The organism is Microbacterium helvum, assembly GCF_014779795.1.
GTDB classification, from domain to species: Bacteria; Actinomycetota; Actinomycetes; order Actinomycetales; family Microbacteriaceae; genus Microbacterium; species Microbacterium helvum.
Map to the genome: position 1 here is coordinate 276975 of NZ_JACXZS010000004.1, position 24289 is coordinate 301263.

Genomic DNA, 24289 nt, shown 5'->3' on the forward strand with positions numbered 1-24289 from the left:
CGCCGGTGAACCGGCAGTGAATCACGCACTTCAGGAGCAGATTTTGACCCTTCAGACCGTCATCCTCGCAGCCGGAATGGGCTCGCGCCTCGGACGCAGCCTTCCCAAGCCGCTGACCGAGCTCAGCGACGGCCGCAGCATCATGCAGCAGCAGCACGACAACATCCGTGCCGCGTTCGGCGGCGACGCCAGGATCACGACCGTCGTCGGCTATCGGGCCGAGACGATCGTCGAGGCGTTCCCGCACGTCGACTACGTCTACAACGACCGGTACGACCAGACCAACACGTCCAAGAGCCTGCTGCGCGCGCTCGCCAAGACGGGCCGCAGCGGCGTCCTCTGGATGAACGGCGACGTCGTCTTCGACCCGCGCGTGCTCGGCCGCGCGATCGAGCTGATCGAGCGCGACCAGTCGTTCGTCACCGTCAACACCTCGAAGGTGAGCGACGAAGAGGTCAAGTACACCGTCACGCCCGAAGGCTTCATCAAAGAGCTGTCGAAGACCGTCAAGGGCGGCATCGGCGAGGCCGTGGGCATCAACTACATCTCCAGCGCAGACAAGAAGTCGTTCATGCGCCACCTGACGCGCGTCGACGACCAGGACTACTTCGAGCGCGGCCTCGAGCTCGCCATCGCCGAGGACGGCGTGCTGCTCGAGCCGCTCGACATCTCCGACCTGTACGCCGTCGAGGTGGACTTCGCCGAAGACCTCGAACGCGCCAACCTCTTCGTCTGATCAGACGCACCGGACCGCTGGCCGGATGCCGTTCGCGGCATTCGCCCAGCGGTTCGTCTTAGGCTGACGCCGATGGCCGAGAAGGTTCACCGCATCCACACCCTGCCCGACGACGCGCCGTGGCAGGGCGGGATGCCGCCCGTGGGGTCGGCGGAGCACCCGTTCACGATCCGCGCGCTCGACCGCGTCCTCGCGATCCAGCGCCCCGCGGTGCTCGCACATCTGCGCAGCATCAGACTCCGCCATCCGCACGCCACGCCCGTCGAGATCGTGCGGATCCTCGAGCGCCGCTACCTCGCCGCCGTCACGACCGGTGGCGCGGCCGTAGGGGCGACAGCGGTGGTGCCGGGCATCGGGACGGGCGTCACGCTCGCCCTCAGCGGGGTCGAGACCGTCGCGTTCCTCGAAGCCACGACGCTGTTCGCCCAGTCCGTGGCCGAGGTGCACGGCATCCCGGTTGCCGACCCCGACCGCGCCCGAACGCTCGTCCTCATGCTGATGCTCGGCCAAGAGGGGGTCGACCTCGTCGCACAGCTGGCCGGCCAGGCAGCCGGCCGCGGACCGAACCGCTCCACCTATTGGGGCGAGATGGTCACCAAGACGCTCCCCCGCGCCGCGGTCGGCCCGGTCCTGGACCGGCTGAAGTCCACGTTCATCCGCCAGTTCGCCGCGCGTGGCGGCGCGTCGTGGATCGGCAAGGCGCTGCCGTTCGGCATCGGCGCGGCGATCGGCGGTGCCGGCAACAACATCCTCGGCCGTCGCGTGCTCGTCGGCTCGCGGCGCGCGTTCGGGATGCCGCCGATCGATCTTCCGGCTGACCTCGAGCCGCGCCCGGGCGCAGACCGCCTCGAGCGGGTCGCCGGCCGTGGCATGCGCCGCGCGGGCGAAGCCGTGATCAGCGGGGTCGCACGCGGCTCTGCCGCCGTCGGCGGCGTCGTGCGACGCAAGCGGCCTGCCATCGAGCCGCCCGCCGAGGGCTGACCCTCCTCCCCGGACCCGTCGCGGAGCAGCTTCTCCACAGCGGCGGTCGTACGCCAACGATTCCGGCCGCCGCGCGTCGGATCCCGCTCATAGCGTGACGGCATGCTGCGCGCCATCGATCCCGACGAGCCCTACCCGCCCCTTGCGTACCGCGTGCCCTGGCGCGTCCATCGCATCTACGACCGGCATCCTCTCGTCACCAACGCCGGGCCCGCGGCGCTCGACTTCGTCCGGGTGTTCATCGACCTCGGCGCCGGGTCGGCGACCGAGCACTGGGGCCAGATGCCACCCGGAGACACGGCGGAGCTGTGCCTGTGCGACGCGGACCCCGACGACACGACGGTGACGATCGCGTGGTTCCGACCGGACGACGGCGACGAGTACCTGTGGCGCTTCGTGATGTGAGCCATCGACGTCGAATCGGCGCGAGAATGGCCTCATGGGTCTGTTCCAGAAGCTCCCCGAGGAGCCCACCGAGTGGGCGGGCCTCCCTTCCGAACCCGATCGCCCTGAGAGCGCCGCCGAACGGCTGGCGGCTGCCGCGCCCGTCGACATCGGATCGCTCGGCCTCGGCGGTTCCGACTTCGGTGCTGTCGAGTCCATCGTGCTCCCTGCGGCGCCCGCGCTCGAGGTCGCCGAGGATCAGGAGCACGGCGAGGAGGAGTAGGCGCTCGGGAGCGCCCTCCCTTCCTCCACAATCGCCGCGTCGGCCGAGTTGTCCACGGGCTCGGGCCGTGGCCGCCACGCGGCACCCCGCGGTCGCCACGATGGCGGCATGACGGATTCCCCCACCATCCTCAAAGCCCGCACGAGCGCCGACCTGCTGGCGATGCTGCCGCTCCTCGCGGGCGGTCCCCTTACACGCAGCGTCGCGATCGCGCCCTTCGCCGGGAAGCGGACTCCGGCCGTGCTGCGTCATCCGCTTCCGCACGACCTGGCGTCGCCGGCGCTGAGCGCGATCGCGGCTCACCTCGTCGGCATCGTCAGCGGGCTGGGCGGCTGCGACGCCGTCGTGCTGGCGATCTACGCTGACGAGCCGTTCGAGGTCGCCCTGCCGAAGTACTCGGAGTTCGAACAGGCGCTGCTGCAGCAGTTCCTCGCTGCGGGATTCGGCGTGAAGGACACCTTCTGCGTCGCCTCCGACGGCTGGGCGTGCTTCGACGAGCGTGAGCGTCGCGAGCTGTCCGAGATCTCGGAGAGCCCGCTCAGCGAAACGGCCCCCGAGGCGTTGACGCGCGAGCGCCGCCCGGACGGCTCTCTCCCCCGCCCCGATCCTGTGCTCGCGTCGAGGGTCCGGCTCACGCTCGACGAGCTCGCCGGCGGCATCCGAATCGACGCGTTCGGCACGGCGCACGAGTGCGTTCCCAGCGAGCCGGTCGACCTGTTCGAGCAGTCGCTCGGCAGCGGCGAGGATCCGCCAGGCGCGGACACACTCGCGAGGATCATCCTGGACCTGCAGACCGAAGGCGACTTCGATCGCACCATCGTCCAGGTCATGCTCGGCCAGGACCGGGCGCGCGAGGTGTGGCAGGGCACGCTCCGACGACGCCTGGTCGCCGCCGGTCGCGGAGAGCGGCCCATCGACCTGCTCCTGCGAGAGCACCGCAGGCGCGGCCCCGATCGGATGGACGACGTGGCAGACATGCTCGCCGGGCTGGCCGGGCCGCGGCCAGACATCACCCGCATCCGTTCGGCGATCGACGTTCTCAGCCACGCGGCCGCGCATGCGCCCTCGGCCGACCGCCCCATGCTGCTGTGCGTCCTCGCCTGGCTGCATTGGGCGATCGGCGCGGGGACCGCCACCGGCCGACTGCTCGAAGCGTCGTCCCGCATCGATCCACACCACCAGATGACCGGCATCGTCCACGCGATCACCCTCGCGGTGATGCTTCCGCAGTGGATCGCCAACCGGGATCTTCGCGACGACACGGATCCGTCCGGCCTGGACCGGGCCCTGAACCGCGCCGCGCGGCGCCGTCGGCGCGGTTGACGCGGGCGGCACCGTGCGCCGCGGTGGGCGAACCTCTGCAAGCGCTTGCAGCCTGCTCCTCGACAGGCCGCGACGCGGGGCATACGCTCGCTCGTATGGACAGCACCCTGGCGTGCCTTGCGGCGTGGATGCCGCGGCAACGGTGGTACGCCGCGAAAGGGCGCCCACCGAGCCTGCGGCTGGTCTCGTGGTGGGACCTCGACGCGCCCGACAGCCCGCCGGTCTCCGGCGACAGCGGCGCCCGGGTGCGCACGTTCCTCATTGCGGATGAGGGCTCGCTGCCCGCGGTCCTGTATCAGATCCCCGTCGTCGAGCGTGCGACAGAGACGGTCGAGGCGGATCCGGAGCACGTGATCGGCAGCCCCGAGCCCGGCAGCACCTTCATCGACGGCCCGTTCGACGACGCGTATGCACAGGCGCTGCTGCGCCTCGTGGAGCACGGCGGGGTAGCGCGTGGCCCGCAGACGACCGCCACCGGCCGTCCCGCCTCGGCCGCGGACCCGGCGGGGAGCATGCGGGTGGCACGCGTCGTCAGCGGCGAGCAGTCGAACACATCGCTGATCTACGAGGGCGACGGAGTGCCGGTCATCTGCAAGGTGTACCGGCAGCTGCACGCCGGGCTCAATCCCGACATCGAGCTGCAGGAAGCCCTCGCCGGCACGGGATCCACCCGGGTGCCGACGCCGATCGGCTGGATCGAGGGCGCGTGGCCCGACCTCACGACCGCCCACGGAGCCGTCCGCGGGTCTCTGGCCTACGCGCAGGAGTTCCTCCCCGATGTGGAGGACGCCTGGCGGGTCGCGCTGCGCGCCGCGGCCCGGGGCGACGACTTCCGAGAAGCCGCGCACGCACTGGGCGCAGCCACCGCCGACGTGCATCGCGGCCTTGCGCAGTGCTTCCCGACCCACGCCGCCACGGCAGCAGACCGCGACGCGACTGCCGCGGCATGGGCACGACGCCTCGCGATCGCGATCGCCGAGGTGCCGGAACTGGCCGCCCGACGCGAGGCGGTCGAGGCGGTATACCGTCGCGCGCTGGACGTGCCGTGGCCGCCGCTCCAGCGGATCCACGGCGACTACCACCTGGGACAGGTCCTCCAGGCGCCCGGACGCGGGTGGGTGCTCGTGGACTTCGAGGGCGAACCTCTCCGTCCGATGACGGAGCGCGTGCATCCCGACCTGGCGCTGCGCGACGTCGCAGGCATGCTCCGGTCGTTCGACTATGTGGCGGGCTCGCTCCGCCTCGACGATCCGGACCGCTCCCCCGGCGCGGTGCGCGAATGGGCGGCGGACGCCCGTGCAGCCTTCGTGGGGGGCTACGCCGAGACCTCCGGCATCGACCTCGACCCGCGGCATCCCCTGCTCGCAGCCCTCGAACTCGACAAGGCCGTGTACGAGGCGATCTACGAGGCTCGCAACCGCCCGACCTGGGTCGCGATCCCGCTCGGCGCGGTCGCCCGCCTGGTGGAGCGCCCCACGCCCGTGCCGTGATTCGCCTCAGGCCTCGTCGTCGAGTTCGGCCTCGTCGTCGGGCTCTTCATCGTCGTCGGCGGACGACAGCGCGTACCAGCGCTCCCAGTCGTCCATGAGCCGCTGCACGGCGCCATGGAAGCGGGCGGTGGCCGCCCCCGGGGCCGTGTCGCCGAAGTAGTGGGCGACCCATTCCTCCAGGCGCGCGACCGCATCCGGATCGCCGAGCACGCGATCGGTCTCCGCCACGATCTCGGGAGCGGCCGCGGCATCCAGCCACTCACAGGCCGACAGATACCCGTGGGTGTCGATCGCCGCCGCGGGGTCGACCGGACGCGTGATGAGCAGCGGCTTGTCGGCCGCCAGCCGGTCGTACACCATCGCCGAGATGTCGACGATCGCGACGTCGGCCGCAGCGAGCTGCCACCCGAGCTCGGGACCGTCGTCGAAGATGTGGGAGGCCGACGGATCTGCGGTGTTCGCTGCCGCCAACGCGGCGATGATGCGCTTGTTGGCAGCGCCGTACTCCGGATTCACCACCCCCGAGCGAGGATGCGGCCGGTAGATGACACGGTGCTGTCCGGTCGCCAGCAGAGCCGCGACGAGTGCTTCGCCATGGGTGACGATGGAGCCGTAGTGCGCCGACGGCCGGTCGCCCTCCCACGTCGGCGCATACAGGAGCACCGTTCGATCGTCGGGCGTGTACGGAAGCGTGCCCGAGTAGTGGTCCGCCTGCGGACGCCCGATCTCGATCGTGCGACGGTCGATGTCGTAGTCCCACAGCACCCGGCCGAGGCGTTCGCGCGCGGCATCCCCCGCGATCATCGCGTAGTCGTACGCCTTGTACTGATTCGTGGTCATGTACATCTTGTCGGACTCGCCGTGGTTGATGAACACGTGCCAGCGGCGCCCGTACCGGAACATCTGGAAGTTCCGGGTGTTCTGGTTGACGTACAGCACGACGCGGATGTCCTGCTTCGCGATGAAGCGCTCGAGGTCGCGCACGGTCGGCACGAACGCCACCGGAAGCGCGTCGTCGGCGAGCAGCGCCTCGGCACCCGTCGCAGCGCGGCTCAGCACGACGACCGGCCACTTCTGCGCCAGTCCCGCCAGCGGCCTGTACCACTGCCGCATCTGGTACATGTTCACGGCGCCGTCGGCGAAGTACACCGCGACGCGGTAGTGGAACGGCGGATGCTTCGGCCGCGCCGAGAGCGTCCGGCGGACGTCGATGACGGCAGAGCGATTGCGCACAGCCTTGCGGAGGAGCGCGATCGCCTTCTTCACATCCGAGACGAGACCCACCCGTCCAGCCTATCGAGCGGCGCGCATGACATGATCGACCAGTGCAGGACGAGCAACACGGACGCAGGGACGCTCCGATCCCCCCTCCCGGCGCCGGCGTGAGCTTCGTGATGCCGGTGCTCAACGAGCGCGACTATCTGCGGCGCGCCGTCGAGACGGTGCTGTCTCAGGACGTCGACGCCCCGACCGAGCTGATCCTCGCGCTGGGGCCGTCGAACGACGGCACGACCGAGCTCGCGCGCGAGCTCGCCGCGGCGGACGAGCGCATCGTGCTCGTCGACAACCCGGCCGCCGACATCCCGGTGGGACTGAACCTGGCGATCCGCGCCGGCAGCCACCCCACGGTCGTGCGCGTGGACGCACACTCCGAGCTCGACCCGTCGTACGCCCGGCGTGCGTTGCAGACGCTCGATCGAGTGAAGGCGGCGAATGTCGGCGGCGTCATGCGCGCCGACGGTCGCACACCCTTCCAGCGCGCGGTCGCGCGCGCCTACAACTCCCCCATCGGTCTGGGCGGCGGCGCCTACCACGGCGGCACGCACGAGGGCGAGGCCGAGTCCGCCTACCTCGGCGTCATGCGACGTGGCGTGCTCGAGGAGGTCGGCCTGTTCGACGAGAGCATCCGCCGTGGCGAGGACTGGGAGCTGAACCTCCGCATCCGACGGGCAGGCTACCGGGTGTGGTTCGATCCCTCGCTCTCGGTCACCTACTGGCCCCGCGAGAGCTGGACGCGGCTGGTGCGCCAGTTCACGGCGACCGGACGATGGCGCGGGGAGCTCGTGCGCCGATTCGGACGAGGCAACTCCCTCCGGTTCTTCGCGCCGCCGGCGCTGGTCGTCACGATCCTGCTCGCGGCGGTCGTCGGCGTGCTGCAGCTCACGGGAGTGCTGGCCGGCTGGTGGTCGGCGGCGGCATCCCTCGTCTACGTCCCCGTGATCGCGTACGCGGTGCTGATCGTCGCTGTCGCGCTCGGCCGGGGCGGTGGTCGCGGCTGGCGCGACAAGCTGTGGACCGCGGCCGTGCTGCCGTCGATGCACCTCGCGTGGGGCTGGGGGTTCCTCGGCGGCGTCATCGGCGGTGCGCAGGACACGGTCGACACGTCACGACTCGGCAGCCGCAACACACCGCTGCCCTGATCAGAGCTGCGCGTGCGGCGGTCTCGGCCGTCTCAGGCGCGGATGAATCCCTGATCGAGGATGCGGGCGACGACGCGCTCGGCTGCATGACCGTCGTCACGCGCATTGAACCTCGCCTGCCACTCCCGGTAGCGCTCGGCGTAGTCAGCCGAGTCATCGGCGGAGAGGGCTGCCACGAGCTCGTCCTGCGTGCGCACCACCGGGCCCGGGGCGTGCGCCGCCAGGTCGAAGTAGAACCCGCGCAACTCGCCGCGGTAGTGCTCCATGTCGGGCACCAGGAAGTACATCGGCTTGCCGGTCACCGAGAAGTCGAACATCACCGACGAGTAGTCGGTGATGAGCGCGTCGGCTGCGAGCAGCAGCAGCGACGTGTCGGGGAAGCCGGTGACGTCGATCACCCGCGGTCCCTCGGCATCGCGGCCCGGCAGGAGGGTGCGGGAGTGGCCCCGCACCAGCACGACGGCGTCGGTCTCGGCGGCGAGCGCCACCGGGTCGACGAAGTCCACGATCTGGTCGCGGTCGTCGCGCCACGTCGGCGCGTACAGCAGCACGCGCTCGCCGGCGCGGATGCCGAGCGCCTCACGCGTGGCGGACCCGTCGCCGGTCGTGAGGACGTCGTTTCGCGGGTAGCCCTCCACCCACACCGGTCGGGTGAGGAACGCGTAGGCCTTGCCCAGGATGCGCGCTGCGTACGGGTTCTGCGCCAGGAGCACGTTCCACCGGCGCGACTCGCGCACGACGGCGGCCATGCGGCGCGGATCGAATCCCGGCCGGTGCAGCGCGAGGCGCTTGAGGGGCGTGCCGTGCCAGGTCTGCAGGACGATCTGGCCCCGGCGCCGCGAGAAGCGCCGGCGCAGCCAGTCATTGACCACGAGCAGCCGCGCCGCGCCCCGGGCACGCCACCATTCGGGGCTGCCCTCCACGACGGGGATCGCACCATCCGGGACGACGACGGAGAGATCGACGACGCTCCAGTACCGCGTCACGCCCGGCGCGCGGCGCACGAGCTCGCGGTCGATCGCGAGGGGGTTGCAGCTCGCATTGCGGCCGTAGAAGCTCTCGAAGAACACCGCGTTCTCGAAGCCGGCGGCCGGCCGGGTCGCGTAGCGGCGCTCCAGCGCGTCCTGCCCCTCGCCCGAGTCGTACGCCGGGTCGATGGGCGGCCCCACCTCGAGCCGGTCGCCGTCCAGCGCCGCACGCAGCGTGCCCAGCTGTGTGAGCGGCAGGGCGACGGACGGCTGGATGCCGCGGCCCTCGGCCGGGCCAGCGCCAGGGGCGGCGGGGTGCGCGATCCGCACCTCGTACGAGCCCGACGGGAGCGGAAGCTCGGGACCGCCCCAGCGCGCGGCGCGCAGCGGCAGCACCGCGCGCCACGTCTTGCCGCGACCGGTGATGCGCGCCGCGACCCTCGCCCGCGCGCCGACGAGCTCGACGGACGACGGTCGTTCGCCGTCGCCCGAAAGCTCCAGCGCAGGGCCGTCGTCGGTCGTGAAGCGCGCCTGGGTCATCGGGTTCCTTCCCTCGGGCGGGCGCCGGTGGCCGCGGCCAGAATGGCACCGTACACCCTCTCGGCGTTGCGGCCGTCACGGTGCGCGTGGACACGCGTGCTGAGCGCGCGGGCGCGCGCGATGCGTCGCACGCGCTCGTCCGCGTCGTCGTCGAGGACCGCATCCAGCTGGGCCGCCGTCTGCGCCCAGTCGACGCACCAGTCATCCCCCGCGACGTCGCGGTACGTGCCGTAGAAGCCGCGACGACGCGCGTACTCCGCCACGTCGGGTGCCAGGAACAGCGTCGGAAGAGGCACCAGCGCGGCGTCGAAGGCGAGCGACGAGTAATCGGTCACGAGCGCGTCGATCCCCGGCAGCAGCGGCGTGACGTCGGCGACGAGGTCGCTGCCCAGCGACTGCACCCGGTCGGTCACGAACGGAGGCGTGTACTCACCCGCGCCGAGCGGGTGGGAGCGCACCAGCAGGGTCGCACCGCGCCGGGTCAGCACGTCGACGATGGCGCGCCACTCGTCGGCGCTGGGAACGGCGGGGTCGGCGGCGCCGTCGCGCCAGGTCGGCGCGTACAGCACGAACCGGGTCGACGGATCCGCACGCGGGACTGCGAGCGCGATGCCGGCGCGTGCCGTCACGCGGCGGTCGGCGGCGGTGCCCCGCGACAGCACGTCGACCCGCGGGTCGCCGGTGACGGGGACGGCCGTGTCGGGCAGCGCGAACGCAGACTCCAGTCGTCCGCGGACGAGGTGCGAGGCGGCCGGCAGCACGCGGATGCGCCGCGCCGCCGCCCGGTACATCACCCGCAGCAGAGCGCGCGCCGGACCACCCAGCGGCGTCCGCGCCAGGACGCCGGGGACGCGCAGCGTCTCGGGCGAGTCCAGGCCGATGCGCTTGAGCGGAATGCCGTGCCACAGCTGCACGACGAAGGCGCCGGTCACCGCGTAGCGGTTCACGTCGCCGAACCCGTGGGTCACGACGACCACGCGGGCCCGCGCCGTGCGCCACAGCCCGCGCCACGAGTCCTTGCGGACGGACGGGATGCCTCGGGCCGCGGCATCCCGAGCCTCACGGTCGGACGCCACCAGCCACACGGCACGGGGGGCGTCCGGGGCCGCAGCGTTCCACAGCGCGAGTGCGCCGTCGGCGATGCCCACCGCGCAGCCGAACACCCACTCATCGCGCGATCGCGGCACGATGAGGGTGAGGATGCGCCCGGCGGCATACAGCGGGATCGTCGCGAGCTTTCGGGCATTCCCCGCGCCGAACGAGAAGGACGCCATCGTGCGAGCCTATCCTGCTCGCACGACGGCGTCCCTGAGGGGTTGTGGATTACTGCTCGAGCGTCCCGAGCGTGACCTCGACGGTCTGCGCCTTGCCGTCGCGCACGTAGGTGAGCTCGGCCTTGCTGCCGGCGGCCGCCGCCCGCACCTGGGCGGTGAGGTCGGTCGCGTCGGTGACCGGCACGCCGTTGAAGGAGGTGACGATGTCGCCCTCCTGCAGGCCCGCCGCAGCCGCGGCGCCGCCGTCGCTCACCTGCGCGATGTAGGCCCCCGTGATCGTGGCGCCGTCGACCGACGCCGCGGCACGGACGCTCGCGCCGAGGAGCCCGTGCGTCGCCTCGCCGTTCTCGATGATCTCGTCGGTGATGCGCTTGACGATGTCGGACGGGATCGAGAAGCCCACGCCGATCGAGCCCGAGCCGTCGGCCGACGATCCGCCCGCGGTCGCGATGGCCACGTTGATGCCGATGAGCTTGCCGTCCGCGTCGACCAGCGCGCCGCCCGAGTTGCCCGGGTTGATCGCCGCGTCGGTCTGGATGACCGCGATGGAGATCGAATCGGTGGCCGACTGCTGCTGGTTCTGACCCTGTCCGAAGTCGAACTGGAACGGCGCCTCCTGCCCGTTCTGGTCCTGCTGCGACTGGTCGCCGCCCTCCGGGGCCGCCGACGAGGCGATCGAGATCGAGCGGTTGAGCGCGCTCACGATGCCCTCGGTCACCGAGTTCGCCAGGCCCAGCGGAGCGCCGACCGCGACCGTCGTGTCGCCGACGTTGAGCTTGCCCGAGTCGCCGAACTCGATCGGGGTCAGGTCGGAGGCGTCCTTCAGCTTGATGACGGCGAGGTCGTACGTCGGGTCGGTGCCGACCACCTCGGCGTCGTACACCTTGCCGTCGGACGTCGTCACGCGGATCGTCGCATCGGCGGTCGCGCCGTCGAGCGTCACCACGTGCGTGTTCGTCGCGATGTAGCCGTCCTCGGTGAGGACGACGCCCGAGCCGGTTCCGGCGGCGGACGAGCTCGTGGCCTCGATGGTCACGACGCTCGGCACGACCTTCGCGGCGATGCCCGTGGTCTGGTTCACGCGGTCGCTGTCGTTGACGACGACGGTCTGCGGGCTCGCGGACGCCGTGGACGAGGTCGCGGGTGCGAACCAGTTGACGCCCGCATAGGCTCCGCCGAGACCCGCCGCGCCGCCGACGATCGCTGCGGCGACGATGAGGCCGACGACCTTGCCGGCACCGGAGGGCTTCTTCGGCGCGGGCGCGGTGGTCGCCGCCGGTGCGGTGCCCGTGGCGCCGCCGATGGGCAGCGTCGGCTGCGAGTCGGCCGTCGCGGCCGCACCGAACGATGCTCCGGGGGTGCCCGGTGCGGGCTGGCCCGCGTAGGACTGCGGGTAGGCCGCCGGCTGACCGGCGTAGCCCTGCGGACGGGCATAGGCCTGCGCGTGCGCCGGGTAACCGGCGGGCGGCACGGGCTGGGTGTGAGTCACGGGCTGCGCCTGCGGGGCCGGGGCGGCCTGCGGCTGCGGCACGGCCTGCGGCGGCACGGGAGGCACCGGCGGCAGCGACGCCGCAGCGGCCGGTGCCGGCGCGACGGGCGGTGCCGGCTGCGTCGGCGCGGGCTGCGCGGGGACGGCCTGTGCGGGCTGCGCGGGCTGTGTCGGCGCCGCGGCCGCGGGGGCGGCCTCCTGGTGAGCCGCAGCCTCGGCAGCGGGCTGCGTCGGCGCCGCCGGGGTGGGCTCAGCCGCAGGAACGGGCGGGACTGCGGGGGTCTGGTCTTCCGGGCGGTCGCCCTGGATGTCGCTCATGGTTGCTCCTTCTGCCAAGCACTCACCACTGTGCCCATCGATGCTGTGTGTTTCTTATGTCGCGAGTGGGACTCGCCTATGCAACGGGGATGAGCCCGCCCGGTACGGTGAAGCGATGCGACAGATCCCGGGAGCATGGCACCGCGCCGCCGTCGGCGCCGGACTCGTCGGTGCAGACGGAGCGATCCGCCCCACCATCTTCGCCGAGATGTCGGCCCTGGCAGCCCGCACCGGCGCGATCAACCTCGGGCAGGGCTTCCCCGATGAAGACGGCCCCGCAGAGGTGCTCGAAGCCGCCCGTTCGGCCATCGCGCACGGGGTCAACCAGTACCCGCCGGGTCGCGGCATCCCGGATCTGCTGTCGGCGATCGTCGAGCATCAGGAGCGGTTCTACGGGCTGCACCTCGACCCCGCCCGTGACGTGCTCGTCACCGCCGGCGCCACCGAAGCGCTCGCTGCCGCGCTGCTGGCGCTCATCGACGGCCCCGACGACGAGGTCGTCGTGTTCGAGCCGTACTACGACTCGTATGCGGCGGTCGTCGCGCTGGCCGGGGCGCGGCTCGTGACGGTGCCGCTGCGCCGGCCGGAATTCCAGCCCGATCTCGACGAGCTGCGCCACGCGGTCACCGACCGCACGCGCGTGATCCTCGTGAACGATCCGCACAACCCGACCGGAGCCGTGTTCTCAGCCGAGGTGCGCAGCGAGGTGGTGCGCCTGGCGGAGCGGCACGACGTCGTGATCCTCACCGACGAGGTGTACGAGCACCTCGTCTTCGACACGCCGCACGTGCCCATCGCCACGCTCCCCGGCGCGTGGGAGCGCACGCTCACCATCTCGTCCGGCGGCAAGACGTTCTCGACGACCGGCTGGAAGATCGGCTGGATCAGCGGGCCGGCCGACCTCGTCGACGCCGTGCTCGCCGTCAAGCAGTTCCTCACGTACGTCAACGGCAGCGCGTTCCAGCCCGCCATCGCCACCGGACTGCGTCTGGGGGACGACTTCTTCCACGGCATCGCCGACACGCTCCGCGCCAAACGCGATCTGCTGGGCGAGGGGCTGCGCGCGGCCGGATTCGACGTCTCCACGCCGGCCGGCTCGTATTTCACGGTCGCCGACGCGGCACCGTTGGGAGCGGTGGATGCCGCCGACTTCTGCCGCGCCCTGCCCGAGCGCGCGGGGGTCGTCGCCATCCCGCTCACGGCATTCGTGACACCCGGGCGCCGCAGCGAGTACGCCACGCTCGTCCGGTTCGCGGCATGCAAACGCGTCGAGGTGCTCGAAGAGGCGGCATCCCGGCTCTCGAACGCGAGGTGAGCCGCCCCACGAGCGCGCTCAGGCCGGTTCGACGCGGAAGCGGCGCAGCTGCAGCGCAGGATTGACGCGGCGGACGCGCGCGATCGCCCCCACGTCGAGGTGCGCCACCGCCACATCCGTCGCCGTGCCGACCGCGGCGAGTTCGACGCCCTGCGGGTCGACGACCAGCGAGTTGCCCACGCCCAGCGGCGGCGGGTGGTCCGCCGCCGCGACGAAGACGGTGTTCTCGATCGCCCGCGCGTGCACCAGCGTCCGCCAGTGGTGCTCTTTGAGGGGTCCGCGCACCCACTCCGCGGGCACCAGCAGCACATCGGCGCCGGCATCGACGAGCAGTCTCGCCACCTCGGGGAACCGCACGTCGTAGCAGGTCATGAGGCCGAATCGCAGGCCGCCGACCTCGAACCCCAGAGGCGGCGCGAGTTCGCCCGGCTCGACCCAGTCCGACTCGCGCTGGCCGAACGCGTCGTACAGGTGCAGCTTGCGGTAGTGGGCCAGAAGGCCGTCCCCGCCCACCGCGACGACCGTGTTGCGCACGCGACGACCGTCGCTCCCCCGTTCCAGCAGCCCCGCGACGACGACGACGTCGTGCTCGCGCGCGATCTCGGTCAGACGCCGCACGAACGCGCCGTCGAGCTCCTGCGCGTTCTCGACGAGGGACGCGTCGAAGGGGTCGACGAAGTAGCTGGAGTACTCGGGGAACACGACCACGCGCGCTCCTCGGGCGGATGCTGTCGTCACGAGGTGCGCGACGGCCTCGAGATTGGCGGCGGCATCGGCCGTCGGCGCGAACTGGGCGACAGCGATGGCGAGGGTGTCGTTCATCGGCCTCTCTCGGTCGAACGGGCGCGGACGCGGATGATGCCGGGGACGACGAGCCACAGCGCGACGATGGCGGCGGCGAGGAGGACGAAGGCCCACCAGAACGCGGACCCGCCGACGACGACATCGAAGACGAAGGCGACGACGCCGACGATCAGCACCGACACCGTGCCCAGCGCCGTGATCAGGGCGACATGGCCGTAGCGGACGACCGCCGGCTTCACGCCCTGGCGGAACACCACACGGTGCAGCGCCACCGGCGCGAGGGCGACGATCGAGCTCAATGCGGCCAGCACGATCAGCGCGAGATAGAAGTCCCGCTGGGCGCCCGTCACCTCGGCGAACGCGGGCTGGAACGCGAGTGCCAGGAGGAAGCCGGTGAGGATCTGCGTGCCGGTCTGCAGCACGCGCAGCTCCTGCAGCACCTCGCTCCAGTTGCGGTCGGCGCGCTCCGCAGGGCTCTCGTCGCGACCGTCCATCCGGTCGTCCAGAGGGTTGTCGCGGTGCTCGTCCGGCATGCGTTCATCCTGTCGCGCGCGACCGCCTGCGGCAAGCGAGGCGGCCTGTGGCGCGACCCACTCAAAACGCGTGCTAGGCTATTCCTTGTGCCGCGGGGTGGAGCAGCTCGGTAGCTCGCTGGGCTCATAACCCAGAGGTCGCAGGTTCAAATCCTGTCCCCGCAACAGAAAAGAAGAAAGGGCGTCCCGCACGGGGCGCCCTTTCTTCGTTCCCGCCGCCCGCCGGCGTGGTCCGCATCACGGCCGGTTCACGCGGGCGGGTCCATGGCACGGCCGAGGTCGTCCAGGAACCGCTCGATGAGTTCGAGCTCCCTCTCGTCGTACGTCAGCGCCATCTCGCGCATCGCGCGCAGTCGCACCCCGAAGATGCGGAAGAACGCCTGCCGGGACTCGTCGGTGAGCACCACGACCCTGCCTCGCCGGTCGGTGGGATGAGGCTGTCGTCTCACATGGCCGGATCCCTCCAGCCGGTCGAGCAGCTTGGTCGTGGACGCGGTCGAGATCCGCAGGTGCCGGGCGATGTCGTGGGGGCTCACGGCACGCCCCTGCTGCTCGCGGATGATGAGCAGCCGCAGCGCCGCGACGTCCGTCGCGTTCATGTCCATGTCGCCCTTCATGCCGCTGTGCATGCGCTCCATGGCATCGCTCATGCTGCGGATCGACGTCAGCACGCGCATCACCGCGTGCTCGTGATCCGTCTGCGGCAGCCATCTCTCGGACATCGTGGACGTTCCCTCCAACCCGTTGTAGCATCGCACAAAAGATATTGCTAGCTTGGCTAGCAATCTGGGAGGAGGAGCCACATGACCGACACGGACCTGGTGGTGCTGCTGGACGACGACGGCCAGGCGATCGGCACCGCCCCGAAATCCACCGTCCACGGTGCCGAGACCGCACTCCACCTCGCCTTCTCGTGCCATGTCGTCAACGACCGCGGCCAGGTTCTCATCACCCGCCGCGCGCTCGGCAAGCGCACCTGGCCCGGGGTATGGACCAACTCCTTCTGCGGTCACCCCCGCCCTGCAGAGCAAGTCGTGGCGGCGGTGAGGCGCCACGCCGACCTCGAGCTCGGTCTGACGCTGCACGACCTGGGGGTGGCGCTGCCGCTCTTCCGCTATCGCGCGACCGACGCCGCCGGCATCGTGGAACACGAAGTCTGCCCCGTCTACATCGCCCGCACCGACGACGAGCCGAGCCTCAATCCCCGTGAAGTGCTCGACGCCCGCTGGGTCGAGCCTGCGGACCTCGCCGTCTCGCTCGAGGCGACACCGTGGGCGTTCTCGCCCTGGCTGGTCCTGCAGGCTGAGCGCCTCCGCCTCTTCAGCGGCGCCGTCGCCCGCAGGAGGGCATCGTGATCGCCCTCGACCCCGCGGTAGCGACGGCGATCGACGGCTCTCTCGCGCGCATCCGCGAACGAGCCGACGGGCTGGGCGACGGCTTCGGCGCGCTCGCGGGTGCGGTCGGCCGGGCCGCCCACGGCGGAAAGAGGCTTCGCCCCGCCCTGGTCGTCGCCGCGTTCGATGCGTTCGGCGGCGCGGAGGCGCAGCGCCCCGCCGTCCTCTCGGTGGCTGCCGCCTTCGAGCTGCTGCACACGGCGTTCGTCGTCCACGACGACGTCATCGACCACGACACCGAGCGCCGGGGTGTTCCGAACATCGGGGGCGAGTTCCGGATCCGTGCCCGCGAGTCCGGCGCGGACGCCGCCGGCGCGGTGACCCTCGGCGACGCGGCTGCCATCCTGGCCGGAGACCTGCTCCTGCACGAGGCGTTCCGGCTCGTCGCGATGGCCCCCACCGACCCTGCCGTCAAGGACCGCCTGCTCGCACTGCTGGACGACGCGATCGTGGTGTCCGCCGCCGGCGAGCTCGCCGACGTCGAGAATGCCGTGTCGGCCGCCGCGCCCTCGCGCGCGACGACACTGCGGACCGCGTTCCACAAGACGGCGGTGTACTCGTTCCGCGCCCCGTTGCAGGCCGGGGCGCTCCTGGCGGACGCGGATCACTCCGCGCTCCGCCTGCTCGGGGACCTCGGTGGCCGCCTCGGCCTCGCCTTCCAGCTCGTCGACGACCTCATCGGCGCGTTCGGCACCGCCGCGCAGACCGGTCGCGACAGCGGCCCCGATCTGCGAGAGACCAAGCAGACGCCCCTGGTCGCTCTCGCCCGCGAATCGGGGCGGCGACCGGCGTCGACGCGGCCCTGGCGCACGCCGCCACCGGTCCCGTCGCCGTCCGAGAGGCGCAGGCCCTGCTCGCCGGCAGCGGTGCGCGCGAACGTCTGGCCGACCTGGTCGCCGACACGCTGGCCGAGGTCCGCACAGGCTCGCACGATGGCGCACTCCCGCTGCGGGCGGGCGTGCTGCTGCGCGCGCTCGCGGATGAGATCGAACGAAGGATCCCGTGAACGCTCCCACCACGCAGCTCGCCACCGGCCTCGCCCTGTACGACCGGACCGCGATGGATGCCGCGGCCGCCGTCATCGCGCGATACTCGACGTCGTTCGGCCTGGCGTGCCGGCTGCTCGGCCCGCGTCCACGGCCGCACGTGCGCAACATCTACGCGCTGGCGCGCGTCGCCGACGAGGTCGTCGACGGCCCGGCGGTGGAGGCAGGCCTGACGGCCGCCGAGGCGATGGCCCTGCTGGACCGGCTGGAGGAAGAGTGCCTGTCGGCGGTGGCGCAGGGGTTCAGCGGCAACCTCGTCCTCCACGCATTCGCACGCACCGCGCGGGAATGCGGCATCGGCGCACCGCTCATCCAGCCGTTCTTCGCGTCCATGCGCGCCGATCTGCAGGTCAGTCGCCACGACGCGGCATCGCACGACGCCTACGTGTACGGCTCTGCGGAGGTCATCGGGCTGATGTGCCTGCACGTCTTCGTGAACGCGGGGGCGCGGCATCCCTCATCCCCCGATCCTGACCTCGCGGAAGGGGCCAGACGGCTGGGCGCCGCGTTCCAGGACGTCAACTTCCTGCGCGACCTGCACGACGACCGCGCGCGTCTCGGGCGCGACTACCTCGATCTCGTCTCGCCCGCCGACCGCGCGGCGGTGCTCGATCGCATCGACCTGGATCTGGCGGCAGCGGCTCGCGTGATCCCGCTGCTTCCCGCGGACTGCCGGCGCGCCGTCACCGCCGCGCACGATCTGTTCGCCGAGCTCGCCTCGCGGCTGCGGACGTCGTCGGCCGACGACGGTCGGGTGCGGGTGCCCGACGCCGTCAAGGCGCGGCTGGCCGCACGGGCGATGCTCGGCTTCGCGCCGCGCGGAGCCCGCGCGTGAGCGGGCGACGCGGCGTCGGTCGCGCGGTCGTCGTCGGAGGCGGGATCGCGGGGCTCGCGACGGCCGCCCTGCTGTCGCAGGACGGCTGGGAGGTCACCCTGCTGGAGGCCCGCGAAGAGCTCGGAGGGCGTGCCGGCTCGTGGGAGCACGACGGCTTCCGTTTCGACACCGGACCGAGCTGGTATCTGATGCCGGAGGTGTTCGATCACTTCTTCGCGCTGCTCGGCACCTCGGCCGCGCGCGAGCTCGACCTCGTTCCCCTCGACCCCGCGTACCGCGTGTACTCGGACCCGGCGACGGGTCTCGCCCCGCTCGATGTGCGCTCGGGTCGCGCCGAGGCGACGGCGCTGTTCGAGAGCGTCGAGGCCGGAGCCGGCGCCCGGCTGGACGCCTACCTCGATTCTGCCGCCGACGCGTACGATCTCGCCGTCACGCGATTCCTCTACGACACCTACGAGACGACGGCCGGCCTTCGTGACCCTGACCTGCTGCGGAGGGCGCCGCGATTGGCCCCGCTGCTCACCCGCACGCTGGCGCGCCACGTCGAGAGCAGGTTCGCCGATCCGCGGCTGCAGCAGATCCTGGAGTACCCCGCCGTCTTCCTCGGCGGCTCGCCGTACGGCGTGCCGAGTCTCTACCACCTCATGAGCCACCTCGATCTCGACGAGCACGTGCTGTACCCGCGCGGCGGATTCACCGAGATCATCCGTGCCGTGACACGGCTGGCCGAGGCATCCGGCGTCCGCATCCGCACCGGCGCGAGGGTGTCGGCGATCCTCACCGACGCGGGCCGGGCGACCGGCGTCGAGCTGGCGGACGGCGGCCGGGTCGCGGCGGATCTGGTCGTCTCGGGCGCGGATCTGCACGCGACCGAGACGACGCTGGTGCCGGACGAGCTGCAGACCTATCCCGAGCGATGGTGGCGATCGCGCACCCCGAGCCCGGGCGCGCTGCTGCTGATGCTGGGCGTGCAGGGTCCGCTCCCCCAGCTCGCGCACCACACGCTGCTGTTCACGCGGGAATGGCGGGCGGGCTTCGACGACATCTTCGGCCGGCACCCGCGGATCCCCGACCCGGCGTCGCTGTACGTGTGCCGGCCGAGCGCCACCGATCCCGGCGTCGCGCCCACGGGGCACGAGAACCTGTTCGTGCTGGTGCCGGTCCCCGCCGACCCCGAGCTCGGACGGGGCGGCATCGACGGCCAGGGCGACGCGGCCGTCGAGTCGGCCGCGGACCGCGTCATCGCGCAGCTGTCGCAGTGGTGCGCCATCCCCGACCTCGCCCGGCGCGTCGTCGTGCGCCGGACGGTGGCGCCGGGCGATTTCGCCGACGACTTCGGCGCATGGCGCGGCAACGCGCTCGGCCTCGCGCACACGCTGCGGCAGAGCGCGATGTTCCGCCCGCGCAATGCATCGCGCAAGGTGGACGGACTCGCCTACGTCGGTGCGTCGACGCTGCCGGGGATCGGGCTGCCGATGTGTCTCATCTCCGCCGAGCTCGTCCTCAAGCGCTCGCGCGGCGACCGGTCGCCCGGCCCACTCGCCGAACGTGCGAGGGTGTGAGTCATGCCTGGGGTCTACCTTCTCGCGATCGTGCTGAGCGCCGCCGGCGTGGCGCTCGTCGACCGGCGGCTGCGCCTGGCCGCCTGGGCGGCGCCGGGACGCACGGCCGTCGCCGTCGGTGTCGGCACGGCGGTCCTGCTCGCCTGCGACCTCGTCGGCATCGCCGCGGGCGTCTTCGTGAAGGGCGAGAGCCCGCTGCTGCTCGGTGTCGACCTCGCACCGCACCTGCCCGTCGAGGAGCCGGTGTTCCTCGCCTTCCTCTGCTACCTCGCGCTGGTCGCATGGGAGGGCTCGCGCCGCGTGCTCGTCCGGAGGCGAGCGGATGCCGTCACGCCGCGGTCGGAGGCACGCCCATGACCTACCTCCTGGTGCTCGCGCCGTTCCTCGCGGCGACCGCGGTCGCGGTGCTGCTGACCGCGCGACGCCCCGCGTTCTCAGGCCGGATGGCGTCGTCGGCGACGGCCGCCGGCATCCTGATCATCCTCACCGCGGTCTTCGACAACGTGATGATCGCGCTGGGCCTGTTCACCTACCCCGAAGAGCTCATCTCGGGCGTGCGGATCGGACTCGCGCCGATCGAGGACTTCGCGTATCCGCTGTGCGCGGCATTCCTCGTGCCCGCAGTGTTCACGCTCGTCGCGCCCAGGCAGGAGGCCGAGGCATGACGGTCGCGGAGCCCCTGAGCGCGGGACTCGTGGCGCGACGACTCGTGGTGTCGTCACGGCCGGTGAGCTGGATCAACACCGCGTACCCGTTCGCCGCCGCCTACCTCATGACGGTCCGCGAGATCGACGCGATCCTCGTCGTGGGCACGCTGTTCTTCCTGATCCCCTACAACCTGGCGATGTACGGGATCAACGACGTCTTCGACTACGAGTCCGACCTGCGCAACCCGCGCAAGGGCGGTGCACACGGGGCCGTCCTCGACCGGCGGCTGCACCGCATCACCCTCGTGTCAGCAGGGGTGCTGTGCGCGCCCTTCGTCGTCTTCCTGGTCGTGGCCGGCAGTGCGGCGTCGTGGGCGGTCCTCGCGGCCAGCCTCTTCTTCGTCGTGTTCTACAGCGCTCCCCCGCTGCGGCTGAAGGAGCGGCCGTTCCTGGACTCGGTCACCAGCAGCATCCACTTCTTCTCTCCCGCGGTGTACGGACTCGTGCTCGCGGGCGCGGTGTGGACGTGGCAGCTCGCGATGATCATCGTCGCCTTCGCGCTGTGGGGCGTCGCCTCGCACGCGTTCGGGGCCGTGCAGGACGTCGTCGCGGATCGCGAGGCCGGCATCGCCTCGATCGCCACCGTCCGCGGGGCACGGTGGACCGTGCGCTTCGCGCTCGGGTGCTACGCCGCCGCGGGCGCGGTGATGCTCGTCACCGCATGGCCCGGGCCGCTCGCCGCGGTGCTCGCGGTGCCCTACCTCGTGACGATCTGGCCGTACCGGTCGATCGCCGACCGCGACGCCGCCGCCGCGACGGCCGGCTGGCGGCGTTTCCTGTGGCTCAACCAGTTCTCGGGCTTCGCGGTGACACTGCTGCTCATCTGGTACGCCGCGCTCACCGCCTGACCCGCCCCTCCGGCCGCACGGGCTCTCCGGGCACACAGGCCGAAGGGCCGCCCGTCCGAGGACGAGCGGCCCTGTCGAGCGCAGCAGCGCTACTGCTGCTCGCCCAGCTGGATGAGCGTGCGGATCGCTTCCGTCAGGCGCGCGTCCGCCTCGCCGTACGCGGTCCAGTCGCCCTTCTGCAGCGCGGCCTCACGGTCCAGCAGCGCCTGGTTCGCATCCTGCAGCGCCTGCTGATACTCGTCCGTGGGCTCCTCCGGCGTCGTGGGCTCCTCCGGCGTGGTGGGCTCCGGCGACGGAGTCGGCGTCGGCTCGGTCGGAACGTCGGTGTCACCGGCGTCGGCTCCCGAGTCGCCGCCGAACAGCACGTCGAGCGCCTCGTTCAGCGTGTCTTCGAAGGCCACCTCGTTGCCGAACGAGACCAGCACCTTCTGCAGCGACGGGAAGCTCGTCGCGCCCGAGGACTGCACGAAGACCGGCTGCACGTACAGCAGGCCGCCGCCGACCGGAAGGGTCAGCAGATTGCCCTTCAGCACGTTCGAGTCACCCTGTTTGAGCAGGTTGACGAACGACGACACCTCGGGCTGGGCGTCGAAGTTGTTCTGCACCTGGCCGGGACCGGGCACCGTCGTATCGGCGCTGATCTCCAGCATCCTGAGCTTGCCGTAGTCGTCGCTCTTCTTGCCTGCCTCGCTTCCGGCGTTCGAATCCACCGCGAGGTAGCCCATGAGCACGTTCCTGCCCTCGCCGGAGGGGATGAACGACGTGAACATCGAGTATGTCGGAGCGGTCTGCCCCGGCATCTGCATCGTCAGGTAGTACGGCGGCTGCAGCTGCGTGTCGGCCTGCGGGTCGTTCGGCGTCTTCCAGCGGTTGTCGCTCTGGTAGAACGAGCGAGCATCGTCGACGTGGTAGACGCCGAGGATCGTGCGCTGGACCTTGAACAGATCCGTCGGGTAGCGGACGTGGCTCATCAGCTCGGCGGACATGTCGCTGATCGGCTTGAGCGTGGACGGGTAGACCTTCTGCCACGACTGCAGCACCGGGTCCTCGTCGTCCCACGCGTACAGGGTGACCTTGCCGTCGTAGGCGTCGACGGTGGCCTTGACCGAGTTGCGGATGTAGTTGATGTCGTCCAGCGCGAACCGCGGCGCCGGGTTGCTGGAGTCCGAGATCGCCGAGGTCAGACTCACCGTCGACGAGTACGGGTAGTTCGCGCTCAGGGTGTAGCCGTCGACGATCCAGACGATACGCCCGTCGACCACCGAGGGGTACGGGTCGTTGTCGAGCGTCAGGTACGGCGCCACCTTCTGCACACGCTGGCGCGGGTCGCGGTCGTACAGGATCTGCGAATCCTCATTGACGTAGTCCGAGAACAGGATCTGCTCGGCCTGGAACTTCAGGGCGTAGATCAGGCGGTTGAACACATTGCCCAGGCTGGGGCCGCCGTCGCCCTCGAAGGTCGTCTTCGTCTCGTTAGACGTCTCGTCCTGACCCGAGGGGTAGTCGAGCTCGATCGGCTCGGAATCCTTCGGCGCACCGACGATCGAGTACGTGGGCGAGTACTCGCCGAAGTAGACGCGCGGCTGGAAGTCCTCTTCGTCCGACAGGAAGCCCGTCGCCGGGATGCCGCGCTCGAGGAACACCGGATTGCCGTCGCCCGTGCGGTCGTTGCCCTTGGCAGCGACGATTCCGTAGCCGTGCGTGTACACGACGGCGCTGTTCTGCCAGTCGTTCGCGTTGCCCAGCTGCTCGAGGTTGAGCTCGCGCACCGACACGACGGTGTCCTGCGAAGTCCCGTCGATGTCGTACCGGTCCACGTCGAGCGGATCGGCGAACTGATAGTACGAGCGGTACTGCTCGAGCTGGCGCACCGTCGGCGACACGATCGCGGGGTCCATCACGCGGATCTGCGCGGTCGTGCCCGCGTCTTCGCGCAGCTGCCCGGCCTCGACATCCGTGACGGCCTCGAAGTCCTGCTTGTCGAGCCCGTCGATGCCGTACGCCGTCTTCGTCATGTCGACGTTGCGCTGGTAGTAGTCCTGCTCCAGCGAGAAGCGGTTCGGCTGGACGTTGAACGTGTTGACGACCCACGGGTAGCCGACACCGAGCACGATGGCCGAGACGACCAGCAGCGCGGTCGCCACCAGCGGATAGCGCCAGCGGCCGATGATGGCCGTGATGAAGAACAGGATCGCGACGATCACGGCCGCGAACGCGAGGATCGTCTGGCCGGGGATGATCGCGTTCACCCCGGTGTACCCGGGGCCCGTGATGCGACCGTCCGCACCGGATTCGACGAGCGTGCGGTAGCGGTCGAGCCAGAGGCTCACGCCCTGCACGAGCAAGTACAGCCCGGCGATCACGGCGAGCTGGATGCGGGCCGACTTCGAGATGCGCAGCTCTCGCTGACCGATGCGCACCGCGCCGTACAGGTACGACACGAGGGCGGTGACCAGCAGGCACACCAGCAGGACGGCGGACATGAAACCGACCAGCGACGTCCAGAACGGCAGCGCGAACATGTAGAAGCCGGTGTCGAGGTGGAACTGCGGGTCGGTGACCTCCGTCTTCACCCCGTTGAACCACAGCCACGTGGTCTCCCACTGGGCCGACGCCGCGAATCCGGCGAAGAAGCCGAAGAAGATCGGGATGCCCCACATCGCGAGGCGGCGCAGCGGCTCGACGACCTCCTGATAGCGGTCGAGCTGCGAGCTCAGCCGCGCGTACACGGGGCGCAGGCGGTAGGCGAGCTGGATCGACAGCCACACCGGGACCGCCATGCCGAGGAAGCCGACCAGGAACATCACGACCCGGGCGATCCACTGGGTCGTCAGCACCGACTGGAAGCCGAGCTGATCGAACCAGAGCCAGTCCGCGTACAGGCTGGCGAACACGAAGAATGCCACCACGAGCGCAGCGATGACCACCAGGGTGATGGCGATGACGCGTCGGGTGCGGGACGGTGTGGCCGGGGTCGGCGCTGAGGTCGTGGTCACCGTCCCATCCTAGGCGGGCAGCTCTCGGCCGATGCTTTGTCCG

Annotated in this window: 22 protein-coding genes, 1 tRNA gene and 1 pseudogene; 16 read left to right on the forward strand and 8 right to left on the reverse strand. The window is 71.2% G+C overall.

From position 1 onward, the window contains the following. Positions 1–43: 43 nt before the first annotated feature. The 6 genes from IF188_RS08375 (at position 44) to IF188_RS08400 (ending at position 5197) form a co-directional block, all read left to right on the forward strand. Positions 44–736 carry a phosphocholine cytidylyltransferase family protein gene (locus tag IF188_RS08375; RefSeq protein WP_191171319.1) on the forward strand — a complete coding sequence of 231 codons (693 nt, stop codon included), beginning with the start codon at positions 44–46 and terminating at the stop codon, positions 734–736. Positions 737–808: 72 nt separating this feature from the next. Beyond that, on the forward strand, positions 809–1717 hold the full coding sequence (locus IF188_RS08380; RefSeq protein ID WP_191171320.1) for a hypothetical protein: 909 nt from the start codon (positions 809–811) through the stop codon (positions 1715–1717). Between the two features lie 102 nt (positions 1718–1819). Then, positions 1820–2122: a hypothetical protein gene (locus tag IF188_RS08385; protein WP_191171321.1), complete on the forward strand. Its 303-nt coding sequence runs from the start codon at positions 1820–1822 to the stop codon at positions 2120–2122. A 34-nt stretch (positions 2123–2156) separates the two neighbouring features. Then, positions 2157–2384, forward strand: coding sequence for a hypothetical protein (locus IF188_RS08390; protein ID WP_191171322.1), 228 nt, complete (start codon positions 2157–2159; stop codon positions 2382–2384). Between the two features lie 108 nt (positions 2385–2492). Then, positions 2493–3707, forward strand: a complete 1215-nt coding sequence (locus IF188_RS08395; RefSeq protein WP_191171323.1) for a DUF4192 family protein — start codon at positions 2493–2495, stop codon at positions 3705–3707. Between the two features lie 95 nt (positions 3708–3802). Then, the gene (locus IF188_RS08400) at positions 3803–5197 is read left to right on the forward strand and encodes a maltokinase N-terminal cap-like domain-containing protein (RefSeq protein WP_191171324.1); all 1395 of its coding nucleotides are present in this window, start codon (positions 3803–3805) and stop codon (positions 5195–5197) included. A gap of 6 nt (positions 5198–5203) precedes the next feature. Here IF188_RS08400 and IF188_RS08405 read toward each other — a convergent pair whose 3' ends face one another. Then, positions 5204–6481 carry a CDP-glycerol glycerophosphotransferase family protein gene (locus IF188_RS08405; RefSeq protein ID WP_191171325.1) on the reverse strand — a complete coding sequence of 426 codons (1278 nt, stop codon included), beginning with the start codon at positions 6479–6481 and terminating at the stop codon, positions 5204–5206. A gap of 110 nt (positions 6482–6591) precedes the next feature. Between IF188_RS08405 and IF188_RS08410 the strand changes: the two genes are divergently transcribed. Beyond that, positions 6592–7617: a glycosyltransferase gene (locus tag IF188_RS08410; protein WP_224751651.1), complete on the forward strand. Its 1026-nt coding sequence runs from the start codon at positions 6592–6594 to the stop codon at positions 7615–7617. 32 nt (positions 7618–7649) lie between these two features. On the opposite strand, the gene IF188_RS08415 is transcribed toward IF188_RS08410, so the two are convergent. The 3 genes from IF188_RS08415 to IF188_RS08425 are packed head-to-tail and all read right to left on the reverse strand — an operon-like array spanning position 7650 to position 12206. After that, on the reverse strand, positions 7650–9125 hold the full coding sequence (locus tag IF188_RS08415) for a CDP-glycerol glycerophosphotransferase family protein (protein WP_191171327.1): 1476 nt from the start codon (positions 9123–9125) through the stop codon (positions 7650–7652). Then, positions 9122–10399 (reverse strand): CDP-glycerol glycerophosphotransferase family protein, encoded by a 1278-nt coding sequence (locus IF188_RS08420; protein ID WP_191171328.1) that lies wholly within the window; start codon positions 10397–10399, stop codon positions 9122–9124. The genes IF188_RS08415 and IF188_RS08420 overlap by 4 nt, the downstream gene beginning before the upstream one ends. A gap of 49 nt (positions 10400–10448) precedes the next feature. After that, positions 10449–12206, reverse strand: a complete 1758-nt coding sequence (locus IF188_RS08425; protein ID WP_191171329.1) for a S1C family serine protease — start codon at positions 12204–12206, stop codon at positions 10449–10451. Positions 12207–12321: 115 nt separating this feature from the next. Here IF188_RS08425 and IF188_RS08430 point away from each other — a divergent pair, with 115 nt between their 5' ends. Then, on the forward strand, positions 12322–13521 hold the full coding sequence (locus IF188_RS08430) for an aminotransferase class I/II-fold pyridoxal phosphate-dependent enzyme (protein WP_191171330.1): 1200 nt from the start codon (positions 12322–12324) through the stop codon (positions 13519–13521). Between the two features lie 18 nt (positions 13522–13539). On the opposite strand, the gene IF188_RS08435 is transcribed toward IF188_RS08430, so the two are convergent. Together IF188_RS08435 and IF188_RS08440 are read right to left on the reverse strand one after the other, a co-directional pair. Next, positions 13540–14343, reverse strand: coding sequence for a carbon-nitrogen hydrolase family protein (locus tag IF188_RS08435; protein WP_191171331.1), 804 nt, complete (start codon positions 14341–14343; stop codon positions 13540–13542). Then, positions 14340–14858 (reverse strand): DUF6328 family protein, encoded by a 519-nt coding sequence (locus IF188_RS08440; protein WP_191171332.1) that lies wholly within the window; start codon positions 14856–14858, stop codon positions 14340–14342. The genes IF188_RS08435 and IF188_RS08440 overlap by 4 nt, the downstream gene beginning before the upstream one ends. 91 nt (positions 14859–14949) lie before the next feature. Here IF188_RS08440 and IF188_RS08445 point away from each other — a divergent pair. Further along, positions 14950–15023, forward strand: a tRNA-Met gene (locus IF188_RS08445). Positions 15024–15106: 83 nt separating this feature from the next. On the opposite strand, the gene IF188_RS08450 is transcribed toward IF188_RS08445, so the two are convergent. Further along, positions 15107–15580, reverse strand: coding sequence for a MarR family winged helix-turn-helix transcriptional regulator (locus IF188_RS08450; RefSeq protein ID WP_191171333.1), 474 nt, complete (start codon positions 15578–15580; stop codon positions 15107–15109). 81 nt (positions 15581–15661) lie between these two features. Between IF188_RS08450 and idi the strand changes: the two genes are divergently transcribed. From idi to IF188_RS08485, 7 genes and pseudogenes are all read left to right on the forward strand, one after another. Next, positions 15662–16213, forward strand: a complete 552-nt coding sequence (gene idi, locus IF188_RS08455; protein WP_191171334.1) for an isopentenyl-diphosphate Delta-isomerase — start codon at positions 15662–15664, stop codon at positions 16211–16213. Then, positions 16210–16965, forward strand: a pseudogene (locus IF188_RS08460) (polyprenyl synthetase family protein); the annotation flags it as partial. The gene idi and the pseudogene IF188_RS08460, both read left to right, overlap by 4 nt. A gap of 289 nt (positions 16966–17254) precedes the next feature. Then, positions 17255–18133, forward strand: coding sequence for a phytoene/squalene synthase family protein (locus tag IF188_RS08465; protein WP_318152838.1), 879 nt, complete (start codon positions 17255–17257; stop codon positions 18131–18133). After that, complete coding sequence (gene crtI / locus IF188_RS08470; protein ID WP_191171335.1) at positions 18130–19695, forward strand: phytoene desaturase family protein; 1566 nt, start codon at positions 18130–18132, stop codon at positions 19693–19695. Before IF188_RS08465 ends, crtI begins: the two co-directional genes overlap by 4 nt. Before the next feature lie 3 nt (positions 19696–19698). Beyond that, positions 19699–20052: a lycopene cyclase domain-containing protein gene (locus IF188_RS08475; RefSeq protein WP_191171336.1), complete on the forward strand. Its 354-nt coding sequence runs from the start codon at positions 19699–19701 to the stop codon at positions 20050–20052. Next, a complete protein-coding gene (locus tag IF188_RS08480) occupies positions 20049–20360 on the forward strand; it encodes a lycopene cyclase domain-containing protein (protein WP_191171337.1) in 312 nt (103 codons plus the stop codon). Before IF188_RS08475 ends, IF188_RS08480 begins: the two co-directional genes overlap by 4 nt. Continuing rightward, entirely contained in the window at positions 20357–21250 is an 894-nt protein-coding gene (locus tag IF188_RS08485) for a prenyltransferase (RefSeq protein ID WP_191171338.1), read from the forward strand. The genes IF188_RS08480 and IF188_RS08485 overlap by 4 nt, the downstream gene beginning before the upstream one ends. An 89-nt stretch (positions 21251–21339) precedes the next feature. Here IF188_RS08485 and IF188_RS08490 read toward each other — a convergent pair whose 3' ends face one another. Then, positions 21340–24246, reverse strand: coding sequence for a UPF0182 family membrane protein (locus IF188_RS08490; RefSeq protein ID WP_191171339.1), 2907 nt, complete (start codon positions 24244–24246; stop codon positions 21340–21342). Between the last annotated feature and the right edge of the window lie 43 nt (positions 24247–24289).

Coding starts and splice junctions, on each gene's coding strand:
- IF188_RS08380 (WP_191171320.1), top strand. CDS start 809: ATGGCCGAGAAGGTTCACCGCATCCACACCCTGCCCGACGACGCGCCG.
- IF188_RS08390 (WP_191171322.1), top strand. CDS start 2,157: ATGGGTCTGTTCCAGAAGCTCCCCGAGGAGCCCACCGAGTGGGCGGGC.
- IF188_RS08400 (WP_191171324.1), top strand. CDS start 3,803: ATGGACAGCACCCTGGCGTGCCTTGCGGCGTGGATGCCGCGGCAACGG.
- IF188_RS08430 (WP_191171330.1), top strand. CDS start 12,322: ATGCGACAGATCCCGGGAGCATGGCACCGCGCCGCCGTCGGCGCCGGA.
- IF188_RS08450 (WP_191171333.1), bottom strand. CDS start 15,580: ATGTCCGAGAGATGGCTGCCGCAGACGGATCACGAGCACGCGGTGATG.
- IF188_RS08485 (WP_191171338.1), top strand. CDS start 20,357: ATGACGGTCGCGGAGCCCCTGAGCGCGGGACTCGTGGCGCGACGACTC.
- IF188_RS08385 (WP_191171321.1), top strand. CDS start 1,820: ATGCTGCGCGCCATCGATCCCGACGAGCCCTACCCGCCCCTTGCGTAC.
- IF188_RS08425 (WP_191171329.1), bottom strand. CDS start 12,206: ATGAGCGACATCCAGGGCGACCGCCCGGAAGACCAGACCCCCGCAGTC.
- IF188_RS08480 (WP_191171337.1), top strand. CDS start 20,049: ATGACCTACCTCCTGGTGCTCGCGCCGTTCCTCGCGGCGACCGCGGTC.
- IF188_RS08415 (WP_191171327.1), bottom strand. CDS start 9,125: ATGACCCAGGCGCGCTTCACGACCGACGACGGCCCTGCGCTGGAGCTT.
- IF188_RS08440 (WP_191171332.1), bottom strand. CDS start 14,858: ATGCCGGACGAGCACCGCGACAACCCTCTGGACGACCGGATGGACGGT.
- IF188_RS08435 (WP_191171331.1), bottom strand. CDS start 14,343: ATGAACGACACCCTCGCCATCGCTGTCGCCCAGTTCGCGCCGACGGCC.
- IF188_RS08395 (WP_191171323.1), top strand. CDS start 2,493: ATGACGGATTCCCCCACCATCCTCAAAGCCCGCACGAGCGCCGACCTG.
- idi (WP_191171334.1), top strand. CDS start 15,662: ATGACCGACACGGACCTGGTGGTGCTGCTGGACGACGACGGCCAGGCG.
- IF188_RS08475 (WP_191171336.1), top strand. CDS start 19,699: ATGCCTGGGGTCTACCTTCTCGCGATCGTGCTGAGCGCCGCCGGCGTG.
- IF188_RS08420 (WP_191171328.1), bottom strand. CDS start 10,399: ATGGCGTCCTTCTCGTTCGGCGCGGGGAATGCCCGAAAGCTCGCGACG.
- IF188_RS08410 (WP_224751651.1), top strand. CDS start 6,592: ATGCCGGTGCTCAACGAGCGCGACTATCTGCGGCGCGCCGTCGAGACG.